We start from the raw sequence: 20285 nt of genomic DNA on the forward strand, positions 1-20285 counted from the left end.
ATTTTATTTCTGAAATAAATGGTAGATGTGACCAATCTAAGCTCTAGCCTCAAGTCTTTAGGCTCTGCTTGTGTAAGGAATCTCCTGCATACAATCCTCTTAGAGGCCGCAATATGCTTAATTACTGCGAAGAATTAACTCAGCAAAAGCCTTTAATTGTTGATTTTCAACAAGAGGGTGCTTCTCGCCAAGTCTTTAGTGATCCACCACTTCTGACCAGTTACAATTCTGGGTGGAGCAATATTTACTTCGAGTATCATTATCAGCCTAGTTATGACACTCCAGAGCATCGCTTGACGATGCACGCTATTAGTACTACCCTCTGTTCTACTTCTTCGGAACGATGGTTAGATGGATACAGACAAACTGAGTACCAAACCGTAGGCACAATAGCTATTATTCCTGCTGGTACACTCCATCGTTGTCTGTGGGAAGAAAATGTTCAGTTTATGTTTGTGGCAATTGAACCTACACTTCTATTTAGTTTGGGCGCAGAAGTAGATGCACCTGAAGACATAGAATTAATTCCGCAGTTTGCAACTAAACGAGATCCGCTCATCCAAGGTATTTTGTTATCTTTTCAAGAAGAACTACACTCGAATATTCAAGCAAATAATTTGTATGTTGAGCAGTTAACAACAACATTAGTTATTCATTTGTTAAAGAAATACTGTGTTAGGCAACCTGTAATTATAGCTAATGGTGATGGATTGTCTAAGCACAAGCTGCGAAAAACATTAGAGTATATTCATGCCCATCTCAATCAAGATATTAAATTGGCTGATTTAGCTGGATCTGTAGGAATGAGCCAATATTATTTTGTTCGTCTATTTAAGCAATCAATGGGTATTACTCCTTATCAATATGTAATTCAACAACGAGTGGAAAAGTCAAAGCAGTTGTTAAAGCAAGGGAGAGTGACAATCACTGACATAGCTTTGCAGTGTGGTTTTGCTAACCAAAGTCACTTTACCAAGCATTTTCGCCAAATTACAGGGGTGACACCCAAGGCTTATCAACAGCTTTAGGTAGTCATTTGTCAATTGTTAGTGGTTAGTGGTTGATGGTTGTACCAGACGTGCCATGGCACGTCTGTACATTGGTTAGTGGTTAGTGGTTGTTGTTAGTTATTTCCAATGCCCACTACCCACACTCCCCACACCTCCCCATCCCCCTTGTCTTCCTTCTCCCCAGTCCCCAATCCCCTATCTACTTACAATCCCCGACCACTGAACCTTCTTCTGTTTTTCCCGACGGTAGGAAAAGAAATGCTCTGGGGTTTGATAGGTACAATAAGGAGCGATCGCAATCTGTTCGGGACTAACACCTAATTTTTCCATCTGTAAAAAATTTATCCGTCTGACATCCAAACGGAATTTACCAGGGTTAGGGTCTGGAAATAAGGGTGAATTGGGTAGTTCGTGTAACGCCTCAACTATTGCGTTCTCGTCATCATGTGGTATAATAGTCATCCCGACTTGTGCTGCAACTTGGGTGGATACTTGGTAGACTTCCCCAGCGATCGCTGGCCCCATGGCAATCCGCAAATCTTCGATTTTGCTGCCTTGGGCTTGGAGGCGGGCGATAGCTTGCGGTACGATCTTCGCTGCCGTACCACGCCATCCGGCGTGTATTGCTGCCACCTGAAGAGTCTTTTCATCGGCAATCAGTACAGGTGTACAATCAGCAGAAGCGACCCAGAGGGCTTGTAGTGGCTGTTCGCTGACTAAACCATCTGCTGATGCGAGGACACAATTATCTTCTTGATCTACCCCATCGTCAGTTGAGAGTAACTGAGTCGCTATTTCTGAGGGTGTGAGAACAGTGTTGCCATGCACCTGTTTTAAGCGATATCCTGAAGCATCTGGATGCAGTACCATCGTTAATTCTTCTGGAGAACGAGGCCAAAAATGTTGGGTAAAAAAGCCATGTGGCCAAGCTTCGAGAAGACTACAAGTTAGGTAAGACATTTCTTCCCAAGTCTGCCAATGCCAAGTGTGCATCTTCAACCAAGCCTAAAAACAACATAAAAATCAGCCAATTCATGCTAACTTGAACAAGCAAATTTGGGGAAACTCTGTCAGCAACCTCGGTCTAAAGACACGGGGCTTCAGGCACAAGCTTTGTAGCCCTAGCTGACCAGACTATTCGTTAGAGGCAAGAGTTAAAGACCTACTTCAGGATGCTTGCTAGTCCTGAACCCTAGAACCGAATGATTAAAAAGATTTATGGGTTAAGTCAGTGTCATTTGGATAGTACCGACCTCTAACTTTGTCGAAGCAAACATTACTTTATTGAGCAGCAATGCGAGGCGAATCAAAGAACAAGGCAGGCTTAAATAGCTCCTGCGACAAATCAAATCAGCGTATCAACAATACAACAAAGCCTGCCTTGTTCTCAAGCCAATATGCGAGGCAAAACTTTGTATTCGTTTTAGATACAAATAAGCAACCTGTCAACCCGATTCCTCCTAAACGGGCCAGAGAGTTGTTGACCAAGCAGAAAGCTGCTGTGTATAGAATGTATCCTTTTACTTTGATACTCAAACACGCGGTTCCAAATCCAACGCCGAAACCATTGACCATTAAGCTTGACCCTGGTAGTAAGTTTACTGGGATTGCGGTCTTAAGTGGAGACGATGTTATCTGGGTTGCTGAATTGGAGCATCGGGGATGGCAGATTAAAAACGCTCTGGAATCAAGATGTTCTTTACGTCGTAGCCGTCGTCATCGCAAAACTCGGTATCGTCAACCACGTTTTGATAACCGTAAACGCTTTGAGGGATGGTTGCCTCCATCATTGATGCATCGTGTTCTGACTATCGAGACTTGGGTCAAACGGCTTTGTCGCTATGCTCCAATTACACAAATCGTCATGGAGTTGGTCAAGTTTGATACTCAAGCTTTGCAAAATCCAGAAATTGATGGAGTTGAATATCAACAGGGCGAACTGTTTGGTTACGAGGTGCGGGAATATCTTCTAGAGAAATGGGGACGCAAGTGTGCTTATTGCGACAAAGAAGGCGTACCACTTCAGATTGAGCATATGCACCCTAGAGCAAAGGGAGGTAGTAACCGGGTCAGTAATTTAACTTTGTCGTGTGAGCGATGCAACACCAAGAAAGGAACTAAATCAATAGATGAGTTCCTCAAAAAAGATGCATCTAGGTTGGAAAAAATAAAACAACAAGCCAAAAAGCCATTGAAAGATGCAGCCGCAGTCAATGCAACCCGTTGGGCATTGTTCCGCACTTTGAAAGATATTTTGCCCACAACGACGGGAACGGGCGGACGAACTAAATATAACCGAGTCAGGTTTGAATTGCCCAAACAGCATTGGATTGATGCGGCTTGTGTTGGTCAAGTTGAGAGATTAAATCTGTTAACCCAACAACCATTGCGGATTAAATGTACCGGATGGGGAACTCGCCAAATGTGTGGCACTAATAAATATGGTTTTCCAATTCGGCACAGAGAACGCAAACAAGTTCATTTCGGTTTTAGGACAGGCGATATCGCTAAAGTCGTTGTCACCGAGGGCTCGAAGATTGGTCAATATGTTGGTCGCGTTTTGTGTCGCGCTAGAGGCAGTTTTGATATTGTCACCAAATCAGGCAGAGTCGGTGACATTCATTACAGGTTTTGTAAAACAATTCACAAAAAGGACGGTTATTCATATGCCTTTTAAGATATTTGGACGGCAGATAAATCTGCTTGAGTCGCATTTCCTCCACGACCTAAAGGCGCGTGGCTCCCATGCTCCCACGGAGGTCTAGGTGGGATTGGATCAGCAACGGTTGGAAGTAGCCTTAAAAGGCGAACGTCAGTATATTTATTTACCTTTTCACCTGCATATATTTGAATCTGTTGCTTCAACTAATCAGACCCTATGGGAACTGCTAGAGCACGGATCAAAACACGGGACTGTAGTAATTGCAACTCAGCAAACAGCAGGACGGGGACAATGGGGGCGAAATTGGATTTCTCCCATGGGAGGATTATATCTTTCAGTTTTAATTACTCCTAACATTGCGGCTAGTCACAGCTACCAGCTAACTTTGGCAACCGCTTGGGGAATTGCCAATCAATTGCGAAAAAGTGGTGTTGATGTTGGCATTAAGTGGCCCAATGACTTAGTGATCAATAGGCGTAAATTGGGCGGTATTTTGACTGAAACAAAAGTCCATCAAGGCAGAATTACCCAAGCAGTAATTGGAGTTGGTATTAACTGGATGAACCCAGTTCCGGAAACTGGGATAAATTTGGAAATGTGGCAAGCTGCAAAAGAACCTAAACTAATTCCCTGTTTAGAAGTACTGGCAGCGAAAATCTTACTAGGAATAGAATCCGGTATACAGAGTCTTTTGCAAGAAGGAGTAAATATATTATTGACTCGCTATCAACAGTTGCTTGCAAATGTAGGCGATCGCGTCTACGTCAACAACCTTGCAGGCACTATAGTTGGTGTCACACCTACTGGGGAACTGCATGTAATCATGGATATATCTGAATCTTCACAAGCAACAAAATCAGAAATTTACCTCCAGCCCGGTATAATCAGTTTGGGCTATTGTACATCACCGAGTCAGTGAACGGTAAACAGTTATCAAGTTAAAAAATGATAAGCAAACCCATAATTTCATTTCGATTAACTGATAACTAAAAACTGATTACTGGTTAAACAATTTGTTTAGGCAAACTACGTACTTACACCCAATACCAAAACAAATGACGCAGCGCAATAACTCTGCCCCCAAACGCTTGCACTACTTATGGCGGCGATCGCTGCCAGCACAGAGTCTCTGTTTGCTTGGTAGCTTCAGCCTTCTCAGCAGTGGCATGGTGCTTGCCCAAACCGAATCGGCTATAGATAATATTGTTCCCACAACTGAAAATTCTCCAACTGTCAAAAAAAATACTGTTGAGCGTAGTCAAATTGTCATCCCAGAAAAACCTGACTCCCAACCAGAATTTTCCCAGCGCCGGAGTAGACTCAGACAAAGATTGCGACAGGAACAGGCTTCCCAAACCCCAGCAACAGTCAGAGTCAGGAAGTCTAAACCAGAGGTGTCAAATTCTCAATCGCCACAGAGAGTGAGAATTTCTCAACCGAATAATGCCCCTGTTGTCATCACAGAGGAAAAACCACAAGTAGAATTTACCGCCCCGACTCAACCTCGTCCGACACAACAGAAACTTCCTGAAGTTGCCCAACCTGTTAATAATTCTCCTCATTCTACTAGTGCCACACCAGGAAAACCCAAAGACTACAATAACGCTTATATTGACCCCACAGATTATAATCCCACAGCTAAATATGAAGCTCCTAGTAGCGTCATAGCTACAGAGCGTTCCAGTGGTTGTCAAGCTGTATTGCGGCAAGGAATTGCTAGCAATAGTTGTGGTAGTAATCAGTCTGGGGTGAATGCCAATACTGAAACGCCTAGTTGGCTAAAGAAAAGTCAAAATGTCCAGATAGCCGCGATTCCAGTCACAAAACGGCTGGCCACCAAAAAGGAAAGCAATCCTAGTTGGCGTCCACCTGGAATTGTTTCTAAGGTAATCTCTAGTACTGGTTTGCGTTCTAACCGAGTTGCTAATCTGGGTACTACCAAGAATAATTATCACCCCAACCGCTTCATTCCTACTCCTAACAACTTTTCTCCCACAACTAAAGTTAGTGATGTGGCGATCGCACCCAGTGCTGGAACTTTAACAGCACCGATGACAGCTGACAATCTCGCGCCCCGTCCTAGCGTGGTAGCTTACGACATTCCCTTGGCAACAACATTACCACAAATCGCCTATAGAGCTATTTATGGTAATAGAGTCGCGATTGGTGGTACAGGATTGATGTACCCCCTGGCGATTCCCTCGCCGATTACCTCATTGTTTGGTTGGCGTATTCATCCAATTACAGGCGATCGCCGTTTCCATGCTGGTATGGACATCGGGGCGGCGACAGGAACACCAATTTTGGCAGCATATTCTGGTCAAGTAGAAGTTGCTGACTGGGTTGGTGGTTATGGTCAAGCTGTGATCCTCAACCACAACAACGCCCTACAAACCCTATATGGGCATATGTCCCAAATCCTTGTTCAACCTGGCCAACGGGTAGAAAGGGGTACTGTGATCGGTTTAGTAGGCAGTACAGGTAACTCTACAGGCCCTCACCTGCACTTTGAAGTCCGCCAACTTACACCTCAAGGATGGGTTGCTGTCGATCCAGGCGCACATTTACAATCTGCCCTTGGTCAATTACAACAAAGCACACAGACAGCCCAGGTAAATCAGGAAGTAGGGACTAGGAATTAGGGACAAGGAGGACAGGGAGGACAAGGGAAGGGGGACGACTTGGAGGACAAGGAGGACAAGGAGGACAGGGAGGTATTTATCTGTTATCTTCCTCAATCACCAATTCTCACACTCCTCACACTCCCCACCTCCCCACAGCCCCTAATCCCCAGAGGGGACCCCGAGTTCCCCACCTCCCCACCTTCCCCAATCACAAATACCCGTGTTCAGCAAGGAATGCGGGTGTAATTTCCTCGCGATTGGCATTTGGGGGAAATTTGAGAAATTTTTCTACGTATTTCCCGAGAATATCACCTTCGAGATTAACCCAACTGCCATTCACTAGATAGCGGAGGTTAGTCTCGGCGTAAGTGAGGGGAATCACGGCTACTGTAAACTGGGAAATTTCTGGATTATAATCAGCTACTGTAAGGCTAATACCGTTCACAGCTATACTGCCTTTGGGAACAATATAGCGCGCGATCGCATCAGGAGCTGTAAAAGTCATTTCCCAAGCGGTTGCTGTCTGTTGTGCCGAAACCATGCAACCGATACCATCCACATGTCCCATCACAAAATGACCGCCGACTTTGCCACCTACCCGTAAGGAAGTTTCTAAATTTACATATCTTGGTTCCGTGTGTTCTTTCCCTAGAGTTGTACGGCGCAGAGTTTCTGGTGACGCTGTTGCGATAAAACCGTCTTTTAAAATTTCTTCTACGGTAAGGCAAATGCCATCTACTGCTACACTGTCACCATAACCTAAGTCTCCCATAATGACTTCACATGGGTGGCTAACACAACTAATTTGCCAAGAATCTCCCTCTAAGGGTCTTATGGTTCCTAATGCTTGGATTATTCCTGTAAACACGACTATTTTCTCAATTCAACTCAATTTAACGCTTTATTTTGACTAAAAGTAATTGGTAATTCTCACAATAATTTAAAACCTCAAAGTATAATTTTCAACCATTGTTTGTATCAAGATTTCAATACATTTACAGTAAAGATAAGGCATATTTAGATAATTACATTATGGCGAGAAAAAACTAATTCGACTTACTCTGGTATTCACAACCATTTGGGAGTTTAATAGAAGCAATTATATAGAATAAAGACCTATGTTTTTGATAGTCCCAATCTTGCCCAATCGAGGGTATGATTTGTTACAGATTCCTCTAACGCTCAAAGGATTGTAGAGGCTTGGCCAATGATTGAAATGAAAGTAGCTGGCATCGCATTAGATGCCATAACCCGCAGCCCGATTGTACTTTTAAAAGATGCTACAGATCGGCGTGCTTTACCTATTTATATCGGTCAGGAACAGGCTAGGGCGATCATGGGCGCACTAGAGAATCAAAAGCCTCCTAGACCTTTAACCCACGACCTAATAGTAAATATTCTAGAAGTGTGGAATATGACTCTAGAGCGCGTTATTATTCATTCCTTACAAAAGGATACATTTTATGCAGCTTTAATTATTAAACAAGGCGAAGTCAAAAAAGAAATTGACGCACGTCCTAGCGATGCGATCGCCATTGCTCTCCGTACAAATACGCCTATTTGGGTCATGGAAGAAGTCATAGCTGATGCATCTATACCCGTAGATCGGGATGCCGATGAAGCTGAACAGCAGGCCTTCCGTGAATTTATCTCCAATCTTCGTCCTGAAGATTTAATTAAGCGTTTTGGCAATGGTGAATCATAGAAATTAAGTAAGTTGGTTGTTGATTGTTGCTTGTTGGTCGTTGGTAAGATCACCAAACAACAAACATCAAACACCAAACAACAAACACTAAGATGCAATACCGACGCTTTGGAAAAACCGAACTGCGCCTTTCGGTATTTTCCTTGGGAACAATGCGCTATTTAGCTTCACCAGACAATGTATGGCAAACAATTCAAACAGCGATAGCGCTGGGAATTAATCATATAGAAACTGCAAGAGGTTACGGCAAAAGTGAGGAGTATCTTGGTCAGGCGATCGCCTTGGGGTTGCCGATACCCCGTTCGCAGCTTTACATTACAACTAAAATCCCTCCCACAGTAGATGCAGATACAATGCGTCGGTGCATCGATGAATCTCTAGAAAGATTGCATCTAGACTATCTAGATTGCTTGGGGATTCACGGTTTAAACACTTGGGAACATTTTGATTGGGTCAAGGCTAAAGGTGGCTGTATGCAAGCTGTTCAAGAAGCTGTCGCCGATGGCCGGGTTCGACACGTTGGATTTTCTACCCACGGTTCCTTAGATGTGATTTTGGCGGCAATCAATACAGATTTTTTTGAATTTGTCAATCTGCACTACTACTATTTTTTCCAGCGTCATGGCCCAGCTATTGAATTGGCTGCAACCAAGGACATGGGCATATTTATTATTTCTCCTGCCGATAAGGGTGGACGTTTGTACACTCCACCCCCAACCTTAGTTAATTTGTGTCATCCCTTTTCACCTTTAGAGTTGAACTATCGATTTCTACTAAGTGACCCCCGGATTACTACCTTGAGTGTGGGGCCAGCAACACCTGAAGAATTAACTCATGTATCTGGGGTTGCTGACTGTGATGGACAATTAACCTCAGAGGAAATTACCGTTTTTGAAAGTTTAGAAAAGTACAAAAGTTTGGTTTTGGGTACTGAGCAATGTAGTCAGTGTTATGAATGCTTACCCTGCCCAGAAAATATCAATATTCCGGAAGTGCTGCGGCTAAGAAATCTGGCGGTAGCCTATGACATGACCGATTATGGGCAATATCGTTATGGAATGTTTGAAAACGCCGGTCACTGGTTTCCTGGGATGAAAGCAAATCGCTGTACAGAATGCGGTGAGTGCTTGTCCAAGTGTCCGCAAAATTTAGATATCCCTACTTTATTGAAAGATACCCATCAAAGGTTAAAAGGGAAAAGTGGTAGGCGATTATGGGAATAGTTGTTAGTTGGTTGTTGGTTGTTGGTTGTTGGTTGTTGGTTGTTGGTTGTTGGTTGTTGGTTGTTGGTTGTTGTAGTTTATACTCCCCATCACCCCATCACCCCATCACCCCATCACCCCATCACCCCATCACCCCATCACCCCATCTCCCTAGCCACCAAACGGAGTTAAGCGCCTAATTGCCCGACCTGCGACATCACCGTAACGCAGTTGTCCACAGAGGATTTTACCCATAATTTGAGGTGCAGAGGGGCGCTTGACGCCAACTTTGTAGCCAACACCGGGAAAACGATAGAATAGCCCAGCTAATTTTTGCGCCCAAGCCATATCACCGCCCCATTCAGCATTAATGATATCGGAGTATTGTTCCAAGGCATTGATGTCACCAGAGAGGGCTTTGTTGATGGCTTCTGATGCTTTTAAACCACTGAATATTGAGGGACGAATACCTTCGGCGGTAAAAGGATCAACCACACAAGCTGCTTCCCCTGCCAAAACAGCATTTTCAGTATGCAGTTTTTGTTCACCATTCCACAGGCAAATAGCATGACCATATTGCTGGCAGGTTTTTATATCCAAACCAAAGGAGTTGCCATACTCATCCAAAATTTTCTTGAAGTCCTGCGGTTCGCCACCGATAAATGTACCAACACCAATAGAGTAACCGTCTGCTTTGGGGAAATTCCAGAGATAGCCGTTTTTCACCATGCCAAATTCAAAATGGGCGATATTACCGTTTTCTACTTTGGCTGGTGCTTCTGCTTCTAAAGCTGCTGCTAGGCGGCGTTTACGTTCTTTAAAACCTAGCCATTTTGCCATCTGTCCCTTTGCACCGTCAGCAGCAATTAAATATCTACCCATCACTGGGCCATTGGCTGTATTGACTTGCCAATGGTCACTTTTAAACTCAATGCCAGTAACTTCTGTATTGTCTTTGAGTTCCGCCCCCTGTTTTTGGGCTTGCTGCACTAGAAAGTGGTCGAAAACATCACGTCGTACCATCCATACTGGTTCGGGAGTTTCTAGTTTCGCTTCTACTGGATCGCCTGTTTTCCAAGTACAGCGGATGGTGTCTGCTTTGATGGAAATTGCTGGACTAAAATCAAAGTCAAACCACTCAGCGATCGCAGGTGATACGCCCCCACCACAGGGTTTATATCTTGGCAGAGATTGTTTTTCCAGGATTAACACAGACCGACCCTGTTTAGCTAAGTGATATGCAGCTGTTCCACCAGCTGGCCCAGCGCCAACGATAATGCAGTCGTACATAGTGTCTATAATTTTGGCGTTTGAATTAGTTGATTGTTGAAGACGGTGTAACCAAAATTAACCAAATTTTGGATTTATTGGCAAAAATTTAGAGCTTCTTTGGGCTTTTTACACCTGAAAATTTATGTTTTCCTAGCTATACTCATTGATAAATATTCATACTTTTAATTCAATAATTGAGTTATTGTTCAAAATTAAATCTTCCTTTATTTTTATATAAAGATTTTATGGCATTTTCTAGGACTACTTTATGATTACATTTCCCTGTTTTCTGGGATTAACAATATTTTATGCTTATAGATGTAGTAGCTTGACTCAAGTTTCCATCAATTTGAGAAAGAGTAACTTTATGCAACAGCTATGTTCACTATGATAGATATAATGGTCAGGATTTAACATTAGATAAAGCTAATAATATTAGCTTCATGACTATTGATTTTGAATCATGAGAAACAAACCAAAATTAGGTTTCCTTTACAAAGTTACAATTCATTAGTTTTAATGATTACGAATTTTCTGCCAAATATTTAAGATAAATTATAAAGTTTTAGTGAAACTTTTTGATAAAAATATACTTTGTTACTAATAAATATGACCTTCTGCCTTCTGCCCTCTGCCCTCTGCCTTTTTTATAAGTAAGGTAAAAAGGAAAAAGTAAAAATTTACTGTCCTGAATTCTTACCTTTTCCCTTTTACCTTGTACTTTGATTAGACAGTTGTGATGTCTTTTTCTTTTTCTGCCAATAGTTCATTGATTCTGGCAGTGTATTTATCCGTCAGTTTTTGTAATTTGTCTTGCTGATCGCGTGCTTCGTCTTCGGATATCTCAGAGTTTTTTTCCATTTTGCGAATGGTCTCTAGAGCATCTCGGCGGATATTACGAATGCCAACACGCCCTTCTTCGGCATACTTGGCAGCAATTTTTACCAATTCTTTACGGCGATCGCTTGTCAGTGGGGGAATGTTTAGTCGAATGACAGAACCGTCGTTACTGGGGGTTAAACCCACATCTGACATAGAAATAGCCTTTTCGATCAAATTTAAGGAACTGCGATCGTAAGGCTGAATCAAGATCGTCGTAGCATCCGGTGTGCTGATGTTAGCAAGTGACTTCAAAGGTGTAGGTGTACCGTAATACTCCACTGTCACTTTGTCTAACAAACTGGCATTTGCGCGACCAGTGCGAATTGTGTTAAAAGCTCGTTGAGTTGCCTCAACAGTTTTTTGCATCGTACTCTCAGCTTCAGCTAATTTCACAAGAACCTCCCACAAGGGTGCCGATAGATTCTCCCATGATTGCGCGGTGGATGTTACCCCGTACGCCTAAGTCAAAAACAAGAATTGGGATATTATTTTCTTTACATAAGGCTATCGCGGTACTGTCCATTACCCGCAAATCTTTTGCCAAAACATGTCCAAATGTAAGACTTTTGTAACGTTTGGCATCAGGATAAATATGCGGATCGGCGTCGTACACTCCGTCTACCTTAGTGGCTTTAAAGATGACTTCGGCTTCAATTTCGGCAGCTCTTAGAGCTGCGGTAGTATCAGTTGTAAAAAAAGGATTGCCAGAACCTGCACCAAAAATGACCACCCGCCCTTTTTCTAGATGACGGATGGCCCGACGACGGATATATGGTTCAGCAAGTTCCTGCATAGCGATCGCGGTTTGTACCCGCGTCTGTACCCCTATTCGTTCCAGCGAGTCTTGCAGCGTCATGGCATTCATTACCGTGGCAATCATACCTATGTAGTCAGCGGTTGCCCTGTCCATCCCCGCCGATGCCGCTTTGACACCACGAAATATATTACCCCCGCCAACGACGATGGCGATTTGAACACCAGTGGCTACTACCTCTGCTACCTCTTGGGCTATCTCTTTGACCACTTCTGGGTCAATTCCATAGCCCATGTTGCCCATTAAGGCTTCACCGCTTAGTTTAAGTAAAACCCGTCGGTAATTTGTTCCCATGAAGTTACGCTTTATCAAAAAATATGCTAATTACCTCCAATTTAAGATAACAGTAGTGTGACTATCTGTCTCTAGTACTTCACCATCCTAAAATTAATGCGTGTTAGTCAGCTAAAGGTTAAAGAGAAAAAATTCATCCTTCAATTACGCCACAGCAAATAAGTACCTGTGGGTTCAGTTTCTTTGGGATAAATTTCTTGACCTTTCATGAGTGACGCGATCGCCTTGGTTAGATAGTTTCCCTTCGCTGCTGACGGGTTGTAGGGATGATCATCAATCATTCCTTTGTAGCGAACTATACCTTCTGTGTCTATTAAGAAAGCCATCGGTGTTTTGTTAATACCAAAGCTACGAGTCACATCTTGGGTGGAGTCCCATAAATAAGGAAAGTTCAACTCGTTGAATTTCGCGAACGCTTTCATATTTTCAAAACCTTCTGTTGGTAGTTGAGTGGCATCATTACCATTCAAACCAATGAGTGTGAAACCTTGTTTGCAAAACTCTAGTTGAATTTTTTTAAGCCTATCTATATACAATTTTACATAGGGACAATAGTTAGACATCGAAATGACGCCAACTCCATGAAATTTCTTTAAATAACGGCTCAGGTGATGTACTTGCTCATCAATTCCTGGTAGTTCAAAATCTGGTGCGTAACTTCCTACGGGAGTATTGATTGTTTCAACTTTATTCATATTTTCTGACTCGCAGGAACTAAGAACACAAGGATAGCCATGCTGGAAGCAGAAGTCAGAAGGCAGAGGGATAAATATCCTTTCAAGAAACACAGGGGATGTGGGGTATACGAGTGTAAGGGTGTAGGATAAAAGTTGTGTTTCTTTCATCTGTTACTAGTGGCAATCGCCGCTGCCCAAAACTAAATTTTAAAATTTTGCAACTAGATATTTAGTTCTGCAATCCTAAATTTTTAAAAATAAAATATAGCCAGATTTAGCTTGATTTTTCTACTTTCAATCACCTTTGTGAGGAATGCTTTCTATCTAGACTATTTTATAAACCAATTTTACTGACGTGAATTGTGAAACTACTGAAATTACAGTTCATTAACTTGTACAATGTCTGGAAAATAGGGAACAGAGATCGGGGATCAGGGTTTGAGCATAATTAATAACCACTAACCATTACTCATTTCCCTGTTCCCTATTTTCAAGACAGCCATTCATGAACGTTGGTACACTAACCTTGCTATGAAAATCTCTTCCCGCTTCTCAGTCCCTGATCCCCGATCCCTATTTTCAAGACAAATGTACAAAGTTCTAAAGTGTAAGGGATATCATGGTTAAAAGTATTATAAATTACGTTATTGCGGGAAATTTACTTAGGGTAAAAATATTAACCAGAGGAAAATTAAGTTGTAAAATTAAGTAAATTTTTGTAAAAGTAAATATAAATATATCTGCGTTTTTCTAATTTTTTTATTTTCATACTTGTATTGATAAAATACTCATGGCTTCCTCCACTTCAGCGATCGCACTTACTCCAACAAAAACCTGGATTTGGCAAGGCTTTTCTATTTGCTATCAATCTCAAGGAAGCACTGGCCCAGCCGTGATCTTTGTGCATGGCTTTGGAGCTTCGTGGTGGCATTGGCGGAAAAATATACCTATACTGGCACAAAATTGTCGTGTTTATGCACTTGATTTGATCGGCTTTGGTGCTTCAGCTAAACCTAAACCTGGTGAGAATATTACTTATACCTTTGAAACTTGGGGACAACAAGTAGCTGATTTTTGCCGCGAAGTGGTAGGAGAGCCTGCTTTTTTAGTCGGGAACTCCATTGGTTGTATTGTAGCTATGCAAACAGCTGTCAGCAACCCTGAAATTGCTCTGGGAGTGGCATTATTAAACTGTTCTTTGCGGCTGTTGCATGATCGCAAACGCGCGACTTTACCTTGGCATCGCCGTTTAGGAGCGCCTCTTCTGCAACGTCTACTATCTTTTAAACCAATTGGCGAATTTTTTTTCAATCAAATTGCTAAACCAAAAACTGTGCGTAAAGTTCTACTGCAAGCCTATGCAAATTCAGCAATGGTAACAGAAGAACTGGTAGATATTCTTACCTCTCCTGCGAGTGATCCAGGTGCAGCAGCGGTGTTTCTTGCTTTTACCTCTTATTCCCAAGGGCCCCTACCAGAAGACCTTTTACCTCAACTGTCTTGTCCAGCAATTATTTTGTGGGGAACAGCTGACCGTTGGGAACCAATTGAGTTAGGTAGAGAGTTAACCAAATTTCCACAAGTGCAAAAGTTTATACCTTTGGAAGGCGTGGGACATTGTCCCCAGGATGAAGCCCCGGAGTTAGTCAATCCGATTTTACAGGACTGGATATGGGAGAGAACAAGAATTCAGGATTCAGACTTTGGAACTGGAGTTTAGACTAAGCCATGCAAAAAGACCCAGCAGGGCTGAGTTAATCAGAGACTTAGCAATTGTATTTTTTCTCAACAAGCATACTACACAATAATTGTTCAAGGCCGCGGATGCTTTGAGGCTGACTTGAGAATATTTTTAACCTCTAATTCCATTTGGTTTGCGTTCTCTCATATCGCTTTTAGTCTAAACTCCAGTTGGAAAGTAGGTAATGGATAATCGGATAATTTAATTTTTAAATAAAATACTTGTTCTTCCTTATTCCTCCAGCCTTCTCGTATCAAATTTGGGATAGTTATATCATGTTCGCTTGAATACTTATATTATCCGTCCTTGTCGGTAATGGGTAATTGGTGATCATTGGTTATTTTTTCACCATGCTCAATGCTCAAACTTTATATCATAAGCAATTCGTCGGACATAATATAACCTTTTAGACAAGGCTTTAAATCCAAAATCCAAAATCCAAAATCTAAAATCCAAAATTGATATTAGGGTTGAACTGGCTGTTCAAACAAATCTTTTTGTTCTAACCAATCTTTACCCACTTGAATACTGATATCAGAATAGAGATTACCAGTACTTTCTACTCGCACTTCTCCAAATCCTAGAGTGTTGCGAATCGATTCAGCACTGTTACCATCTCCTTGTTGAGCAACAATGTGAGTAACTTCTAATGGCTCACCCCAACTTTTAGCTATGTAAACATTGCGATAACCAGCTTTTTGCAGGCTTTTAATCAATGGTCGGAGGTTAGTGTTATCGCTGCCAGTACTGTCTTGAATAGCTACTCGCAAATATGTTGGATCTACTGCTTGTTGTTGTTCAGATGATTGTAAATCAAAATGCTGTGCCATTGTCGTGGCAATGCGATCGCTATCTGGTATCCAGTAGCTAGCGCTATACTCTCCTTTTTCGCTAAACCGGCCGGGTAGCATCAACTGCAACATGTTAGAACGATTTGTTCTCGCTCCAAATCCCACTAATGCTACTAATTCTTCAACTGTCAAGTTAGTATCAATGTGTTCTTTAACTACGTTGAGAATATTGGGTAGTTGTGCCATTGTTGCGGGGTTGAGAGCTTGATCCATCAATGCTCGCATCACCATTTGTTGCCGCTGAATTCTGCCAATATCCCCATTTTCATCATGGCGAAAACGCAAAAGTTGCAGCGTTTGATCGCCATTGAGATGCTGCTTTCCTTTCTTTAAATTGATGTATAGATGTTGCGAATCATCTTGATACTTCATATCTCGGGGGACATAAACAGTTACACCTCCCAAAGCATCAATTAGCTTGGCAACTCCCAAGATATTGATACGAACATAGCGATCAATTCCTACTCCATCCAAAAGGTTACTAACGGTTTTAGCAGTTAAAGCAGGCCCACCTTGAACATTAGCAGAATTAATTTTTTTAATGCCATGCCCTTCAATTTCTACACGAGTATCTCTGGGGATGGAAAGCATGACCATTTTTTTCGTTTGTGGATCAAACCTGATCAAGAGCATGACGTCAGCAAGACCATCAAAGGAATTAATTTGGGGTAGATATCCCAAATTTTTGGTTTCTTCTGGTGCATTTTGGACATCTGGTGGTAGTACACTCATCCCCATAACTAGGATATTAACGGGGCGTGTTAATTCTGAGAATCGCAGCCCACCTCCAGAAATGCGATCGCCATCAAAAACAGCTGCCTCATCCGCACTCAGATTGGCTTGCATGAGAGGTGTGCTACTTAAGGAATTCGCCAGCAATGCTCCAACGGTGGCTGACAGCATCGCGATACCACCCAACCAAAACCATAGCCAACGCCCCGATTTTGGACGATGAACCTTTCTGCGGCTGGATTTAGGGCGGGGCTTAGAATGGTTTTCTGACGCCGAACCTCTTTGAATGGTCACAGACTTCCTCACACTTACTGAATAATACTTGGTGAATCCACTTTGGGAAAACAGATCAATCAGACTATAATAGCTAACTCTTAATTATTAGTGCCAAATTCGTAGTTTAAGTGTCTCACGTAACACTTCCAACTGTATTTTTCTTTATTTTTTGCTTCATTTGAAATGATTTAGATGTTTTATTTATGAAGTATGGCAATATTAGGCGGCATTTGACTAGATAGCTTGAGGAGAAATTAGAAATTTTTAGAAAATAAGCACAAATATTTAACACTTATCAATTATCACTTCTGAGTGAAAACAACCTTTTCCCCTCTTTTCATGACAGGTACTTATCAAAGATTTCTTCGGCAAAGCGGCTAAAACCTGGTATGCGTTGAGATTTGCCTCGGATGGTGACAATTATTAACCACAAACTGATCAAAAAGTAACCAGAGGTGAGAAAACTATTAAGGAGGAGTAGGCGCACTGACAAAAAATCTAAATTTGCCGCCCCAGTTGCTAAAAAAAGATAACCCAACAACCAGGAAATAGCCAGAGTAATCGATAGACGACTGATAGCAAGTTGCTCCCTGCTACCTTGACGGCGATAAAGAGTCCATAAGGATGGGAAAACACCGATAATGGGAAGAAGATGCCAAACTAGGTATGCAGAAGAAGACGCGGGGAGATCGGCGTCCCTATACCTTGATTCAAAATTATCCATTTTGGTTGAGTCTAATCCTAAATTAGAGGGATGAATGATATTGATGTAGTTAGAGATAATAAGCTTTAGATAAGGATCATAATTTTGTGTTATCCCGCAACCGGCAGATGCAGACACGCAAGCTCTTAAACTGGTGGCAAGCACTCACACCATTAGCACGATTAGGTGCGATCGCTTTATTTGCTCCGCTTCTGGTACTGAATGGCTGGGCACTTTCAGTCATTTTCCATTACTTTCACTCGCTGATTGTTATTTTGGTGGGAGCCTCCGTACTAGCGTTTCTGCTTAATTATCCTGTAAGTTGGATGGAACGTCATGGTGCTAGGCGAGAGCAAGTAGCCATTTTAGTGTTTTTACTGGCTTTGTCAATTTTATTGGCATTAGGTCTGACTCTTGTTCCACTGGCTTTAACCCAAGCGCAGCAGTTGGTGGCGCGTTTACCGGAGTTAATTGACTCTGGACGCTCCCAGTTGATGATTTTGAACGAAAAAGCCGAAAGCATGGGCTTACCCATTAACCTTGATGCTTTACTAGTACAAATCAATGATCGTGTCAAGGGACAATTACAGGCGATCGCTGGACAAGTTTTAAACCTGGCGGTTGTCACCTTCACCAGTCTGCTGGACTTTTTGCTGACAATGGTTTTGACTTTTTATCTGTTGCAGCATGGGGATGAACTTTGGCAAAGTCTAGTTAGTTGGCTACCCAGCAAATTTCGTGAGGCTTTTTCTCAAACTGTACGTCTGAGCTTTCAAAATTTCTTTATAACTCAGCTAATTTTATCTACCTGTATGGCTTCCGCCCTAATTCCAACTTTTTTATGGCTGAAAGTACCATTTGGTTTGCTATTTGGCTTAAGTATTGGGATTATGGCTCTTGTTCCCTACGGTGGCTCTGTGGGTATTGCCTTAACTACTTTGTTGGTATCGCTACAAGATGTCTGGATGGGAGCAAGAGTGTTGATTGCAGCAGTTATAGTACAACAAATTCTGGAAAACTTGATCGGCCCAAGAATTCTAGGGAGCTTCACTGGGTTAAATCCAGTTTGGGCGTTAATTTCGGTTTTAACAGGAGCAAGAATAGGTGGTTTATTGGGCGTCATTTTAGCCGTACCTACTGCGGTTGTCATTAAGACAGCTTTAAGTGCTTTGCGTCCTGATGTTGCATCTCATTACAGCGAGATGGCAGATGTCACCACTCCCGGTTCTGATCAAGGGGAAGAAGTATGTCGGAAACAAATAGGTGAAACAGCAAATGTGCGATCGCGAGAAGTAGGTGCACCTGTGACACCAGAAGCATCTCCTCCGACTGCTTAGTCTAAGGTTAGTTGTTAGTTGTTGGTTGTGAAATTAAGGGTCTAAAATTGAACCCATAAATAAAATGCTTCCAGTTTGGTTGTCGCGAATTGCACAGAAAAACGGACGATCAACAATCATTTGGAATGGTTGTTGATTAACTGTTGTAGATACTACGTTAACACCTACAGAAGTAGTTGCAGCAGCTTCTGTTCCCTCTTCGTTGACTTCCACAAAAGTTTTATGCTTCACTTCGCTAATTTGAAAGTTTTGTCCCATCTGAGAAAAATCAGCTTGGTTGGTAAAAGCTTCACCCATGCCTAATGCTTCTAAAGCAGTGTTAAGTGTCACGTCATAATCCATTTTGAAGCGGGGTAGGCGAATCAAACCTTCTTGCTGGCTAAACTGGGACATCCATTTTTCCCAGTTGTCAGCATTGAGATTTTGATGAAAAGATTTCAGATTAGAATTCTGTTTTGGCAAAAAGACATAAAAACTAAGCTTACCATCTTTTCCATAGGGCAAGTTCACGGCTTGAAATTGTTCATTTTCATAGTATTTATATTTACCTTTTTGTGACATCATTGGATGTTGTTTTTGACTACCAGATATCAGATAAAAAGGCTGTTGGACAGTTTTTTGTTTGTCAAATTCGTTTGTCCATCTGCCTTTAAAATAAATAGCATTCAGCAGAAATAATACTTGGTCTGGTTCTATTGATTCAACAATCTTGTCAATTCTGCCACGAGTACTTTCGTTTACCCAATTATTAATCATGCTAACGGAGTTTGGATCTTGAAAGTTTAAATTCGTTACCTTTGCCTGATAGAAATCCTGAGTTTTTTTAATAAAATCAGGTTTAAATTTAAATTCTTGATTTGCCCAAAGTGAGTTAGCAATACTCAATTGAATTTCTGGGTCTGGATTCTCTAAAAGCTGTTTTAATGCTGCATTAGAGGAATTAATTTCCTGTAAACTTAATCCTTGTAATTCCAGTGCTTTGGCCATTGCTTGTTGAGTACTGCCACTAGCACCGTTATAGGTCATATCTAAAGCGATCGCTACACTGGCAGGTGAAATAAATACATTTTTATTGTCCTCTTGTTTGAGAACTTCTTCAAAAAGTTTGAAGCCAAATTTGGTGTTAGCTAGAATAAGTTTAGTATCAGGCAAGACAGATTTTTGAGCAAGAGATTCTGAGCGAGGTACACCGGATTGGGCATAAACTTTTGTATTACCATCAACTTGGGTACATCCAATCACACCCATTAAAACCACACTAGCAGCTGCCAGAGCGTAGCGCCTTCCCAAACGCGCGGCATAACGTCTTTGTAGGAATTTTTCCCAAGAACTTCCAAATTTCTGCTTCATGTTATCACACCAAAAGGCAGAGTCTATCTATTGACTATGACATTTCAGATGACACAGCCATTTGGTGGTTACAGTTTTGGCAACCATTTTATCGGGGATGTGGAGATGGGGAGATGGGGAGATGGGGAGATGGGGAAGGCGGGGGTCCCCTCT

At 42.0% G+C, this 20285-nt stretch carries 18 protein-coding genes; 9 read left to right on the forward strand and 9 right to left on the reverse strand.

Going from position 1 to position 20285, the window contains the following annotated elements; genetic code table 11:
- Positions 1-113 precede the first annotated feature (113 nt).
- A complete protein-coding gene (locus UYI_RS0103075; protein ID WP_016865212.1) occupies positions 114-1028 on the forward strand; it encodes an AraC family transcriptional regulator in 915 nt (304 codons plus the stop codon).
- 177 nt (positions 1029-1205) lie between these two features.
- On the opposite strand, the gene pgeF is transcribed toward UYI_RS0103075, so the two are convergent.
- Positions 1206-2003: a peptidoglycan editing factor PgeF gene (pgeF, locus tag UYI_RS0103080; RefSeq protein WP_016865213.1), complete on the reverse strand. Its 798-nt coding sequence runs from the start codon at positions 2001-2003 to the stop codon at positions 1206-1208.
- Positions 2004-2304: 301 nt separating this feature from the next.
- On the opposite strand from pgeF, the gene iscB reads away from it, so the two are divergent.
- The 3 genes from iscB to UYI_RS0103095 all read left to right on the forward strand — a co-directional run bounded on the left by iscB (position 2305) and on the right by UYI_RS0103095 (position 6314).
- Positions 2305-3687: an RNA-guided endonuclease IscB gene (iscB, locus tag UYI_RS0103085; protein WP_016865214.1), complete on the forward strand. Its 1383-nt coding sequence runs from the start codon at positions 2305-2307 to the stop codon at positions 3685-3687.
- Positions 3688-3775: 88 nt separating this feature from the next.
- Positions 3776-4591 (forward strand): biotin--[acetyl-CoA-carboxylase] ligase, encoded by an 816-nt coding sequence (locus UYI_RS0103090; RefSeq protein ID WP_016865215.1) that lies wholly within the window; start codon positions 3776-3778, stop codon positions 4589-4591.
- Between the two features lie 136 nt (positions 4592-4727).
- Positions 4728-6314, forward strand: a complete 1587-nt coding sequence (locus UYI_RS0103095) for a peptidoglycan DD-metalloendopeptidase family protein (RefSeq protein WP_016865216.1) — start codon at positions 4728-4730, stop codon at positions 6312-6314.
- A 190-nt stretch (positions 6315-6504) separates the two neighbouring features.
- Here the strand turns inward: UYI_RS0103095 and UYI_RS0103100 are convergent, their stop codons facing one another.
- Entirely contained in the window at positions 6505-7164 is a 660-nt protein-coding gene (locus UYI_RS0103100; protein WP_016865217.1) for a riboflavin synthase, read from the reverse strand.
- Positions 7165-7503: 339 nt separating this feature from the next.
- Between UYI_RS0103100 and UYI_RS0103105 the strand changes: the two genes are divergently transcribed.
- The 3 genes from UYI_RS0103105 to UYI_RS36430 all read left to right on the forward strand — a co-directional run bounded on the left by UYI_RS0103105 (position 7504) and on the right by UYI_RS36430 (position 9395).
- Positions 7504-8001, forward strand: coding sequence for a bifunctional nuclease family protein (locus UYI_RS0103105; protein ID WP_016865218.1), 498 nt, complete (start codon positions 7504-7506; stop codon positions 7999-8001).
- Between the two features lie 92 nt (positions 8002-8093).
- Positions 8094-9224 (forward strand): aldo/keto reductase, encoded by a 1131-nt coding sequence (locus tag UYI_RS0103110; RefSeq protein ID WP_016865219.1) that lies wholly within the window; start codon positions 8094-8096, stop codon positions 9222-9224.
- Positions 9225-9395: a hypothetical protein gene (locus UYI_RS36430; protein ID WP_157226288.1), complete on the forward strand. Its 171-nt coding sequence runs from the start codon at positions 9225-9227 to the stop codon at positions 9393-9395.
- On the opposite strand, the gene UYI_RS0103115 is transcribed toward UYI_RS36430, so the two are convergent.
- The 4 genes from UYI_RS0103115 to UYI_RS0103130 all read right to left on the reverse strand — a co-directional run bounded on the left by UYI_RS0103115 (position 9375) and on the right by UYI_RS0103130 (position 13160).
- Positions 9375-10493 carry a geranylgeranyl reductase family protein gene (locus UYI_RS0103115; RefSeq protein ID WP_016865220.1) on the reverse strand — a complete coding sequence of 373 codons (1119 nt, stop codon included), beginning with the start codon at positions 10491-10493 and terminating at the stop codon, positions 9375-9377. The two genes, UYI_RS36430 and UYI_RS0103115, sit on opposite strands and share 21 nt — an antisense overlap.
- Before the next feature lie 708 nt (positions 10494-11201).
- Positions 11202-11750 carry a ribosome recycling factor gene (gene frr / locus UYI_RS0103120; protein WP_016865221.1) on the reverse strand — a complete coding sequence of 183 codons (549 nt, stop codon included), beginning with the start codon at positions 11748-11750 and terminating at the stop codon, positions 11202-11204.
- Positions 11737-12465, reverse strand: coding sequence for a UMP kinase (pyrH, locus tag UYI_RS0103125; RefSeq protein WP_009458387.1), 729 nt, complete (start codon positions 12463-12465; stop codon positions 11737-11739). The genes frr and pyrH overlap by 14 nt, the downstream gene beginning before the upstream one ends.
- Before the next feature lie 140 nt (positions 12466-12605).
- On the reverse strand, positions 12606-13160 hold the full coding sequence (locus tag UYI_RS0103130; RefSeq protein ID WP_016865222.1) for a thioredoxin family protein: 555 nt from the start codon (positions 13158-13160) through the stop codon (positions 12606-12608).
- A 772-nt stretch (positions 13161-13932) separates the two neighbouring features.
- Here UYI_RS0103130 and UYI_RS0103135 point away from each other — a divergent pair.
- A complete protein-coding gene (locus tag UYI_RS0103135; protein WP_016865223.1) occupies positions 13933-14862 on the forward strand; it encodes an alpha/beta fold hydrolase in 930 nt (309 codons plus the stop codon).
- A gap of 485 nt (positions 14863-15347) precedes the next feature.
- Here the strand turns inward: UYI_RS0103135 and UYI_RS0103140 are convergent, their stop codons facing one another.
- Entirely contained in the window at positions 15348-16760 is a 1413-nt protein-coding gene (locus UYI_RS0103140; protein WP_016865224.1) for an LCP family protein, read from the reverse strand.
- A gap of 319 nt (positions 16761-17079) precedes the next feature.
- A complete protein-coding gene (locus tag UYI_RS0103145; RefSeq protein WP_026085709.1) occupies positions 17080-17466 on the reverse strand; it encodes a hypothetical protein in 387 nt (128 codons plus the stop codon).
- A 107-nt stretch (positions 17467-17573) separates the two neighbouring features.
- Here UYI_RS0103145 and UYI_RS0103150 point away from each other — a divergent pair, with 107 nt between their 5' ends.
- Entirely contained in the window at positions 17574-18782 is a 1209-nt protein-coding gene (locus UYI_RS0103150; protein ID WP_016865226.1) for an AI-2E family transporter, read from the forward strand.
- Between the two features lie 33 nt (positions 18783-18815).
- On the opposite strand, the gene UYI_RS0103155 is transcribed toward UYI_RS0103150, so the two are convergent.
- Positions 18816-20132: a serpin family protein gene (locus UYI_RS0103155; protein WP_016865227.1), complete on the reverse strand. Its 1317-nt coding sequence runs from the start codon at positions 20130-20132 to the stop codon at positions 18816-18818.
- Positions 20133-20285 lie beyond the last annotated feature (153 nt).

The sequence above is a fragment of the Fischerella muscicola PCC 7414 genome, assembly GCF_000317205.1.
GTDB classification, from domain to species: Bacteria; Cyanobacteriota; Cyanobacteriia; order Cyanobacteriales; family Nostocaceae; genus Fischerella; species Fischerella muscicola.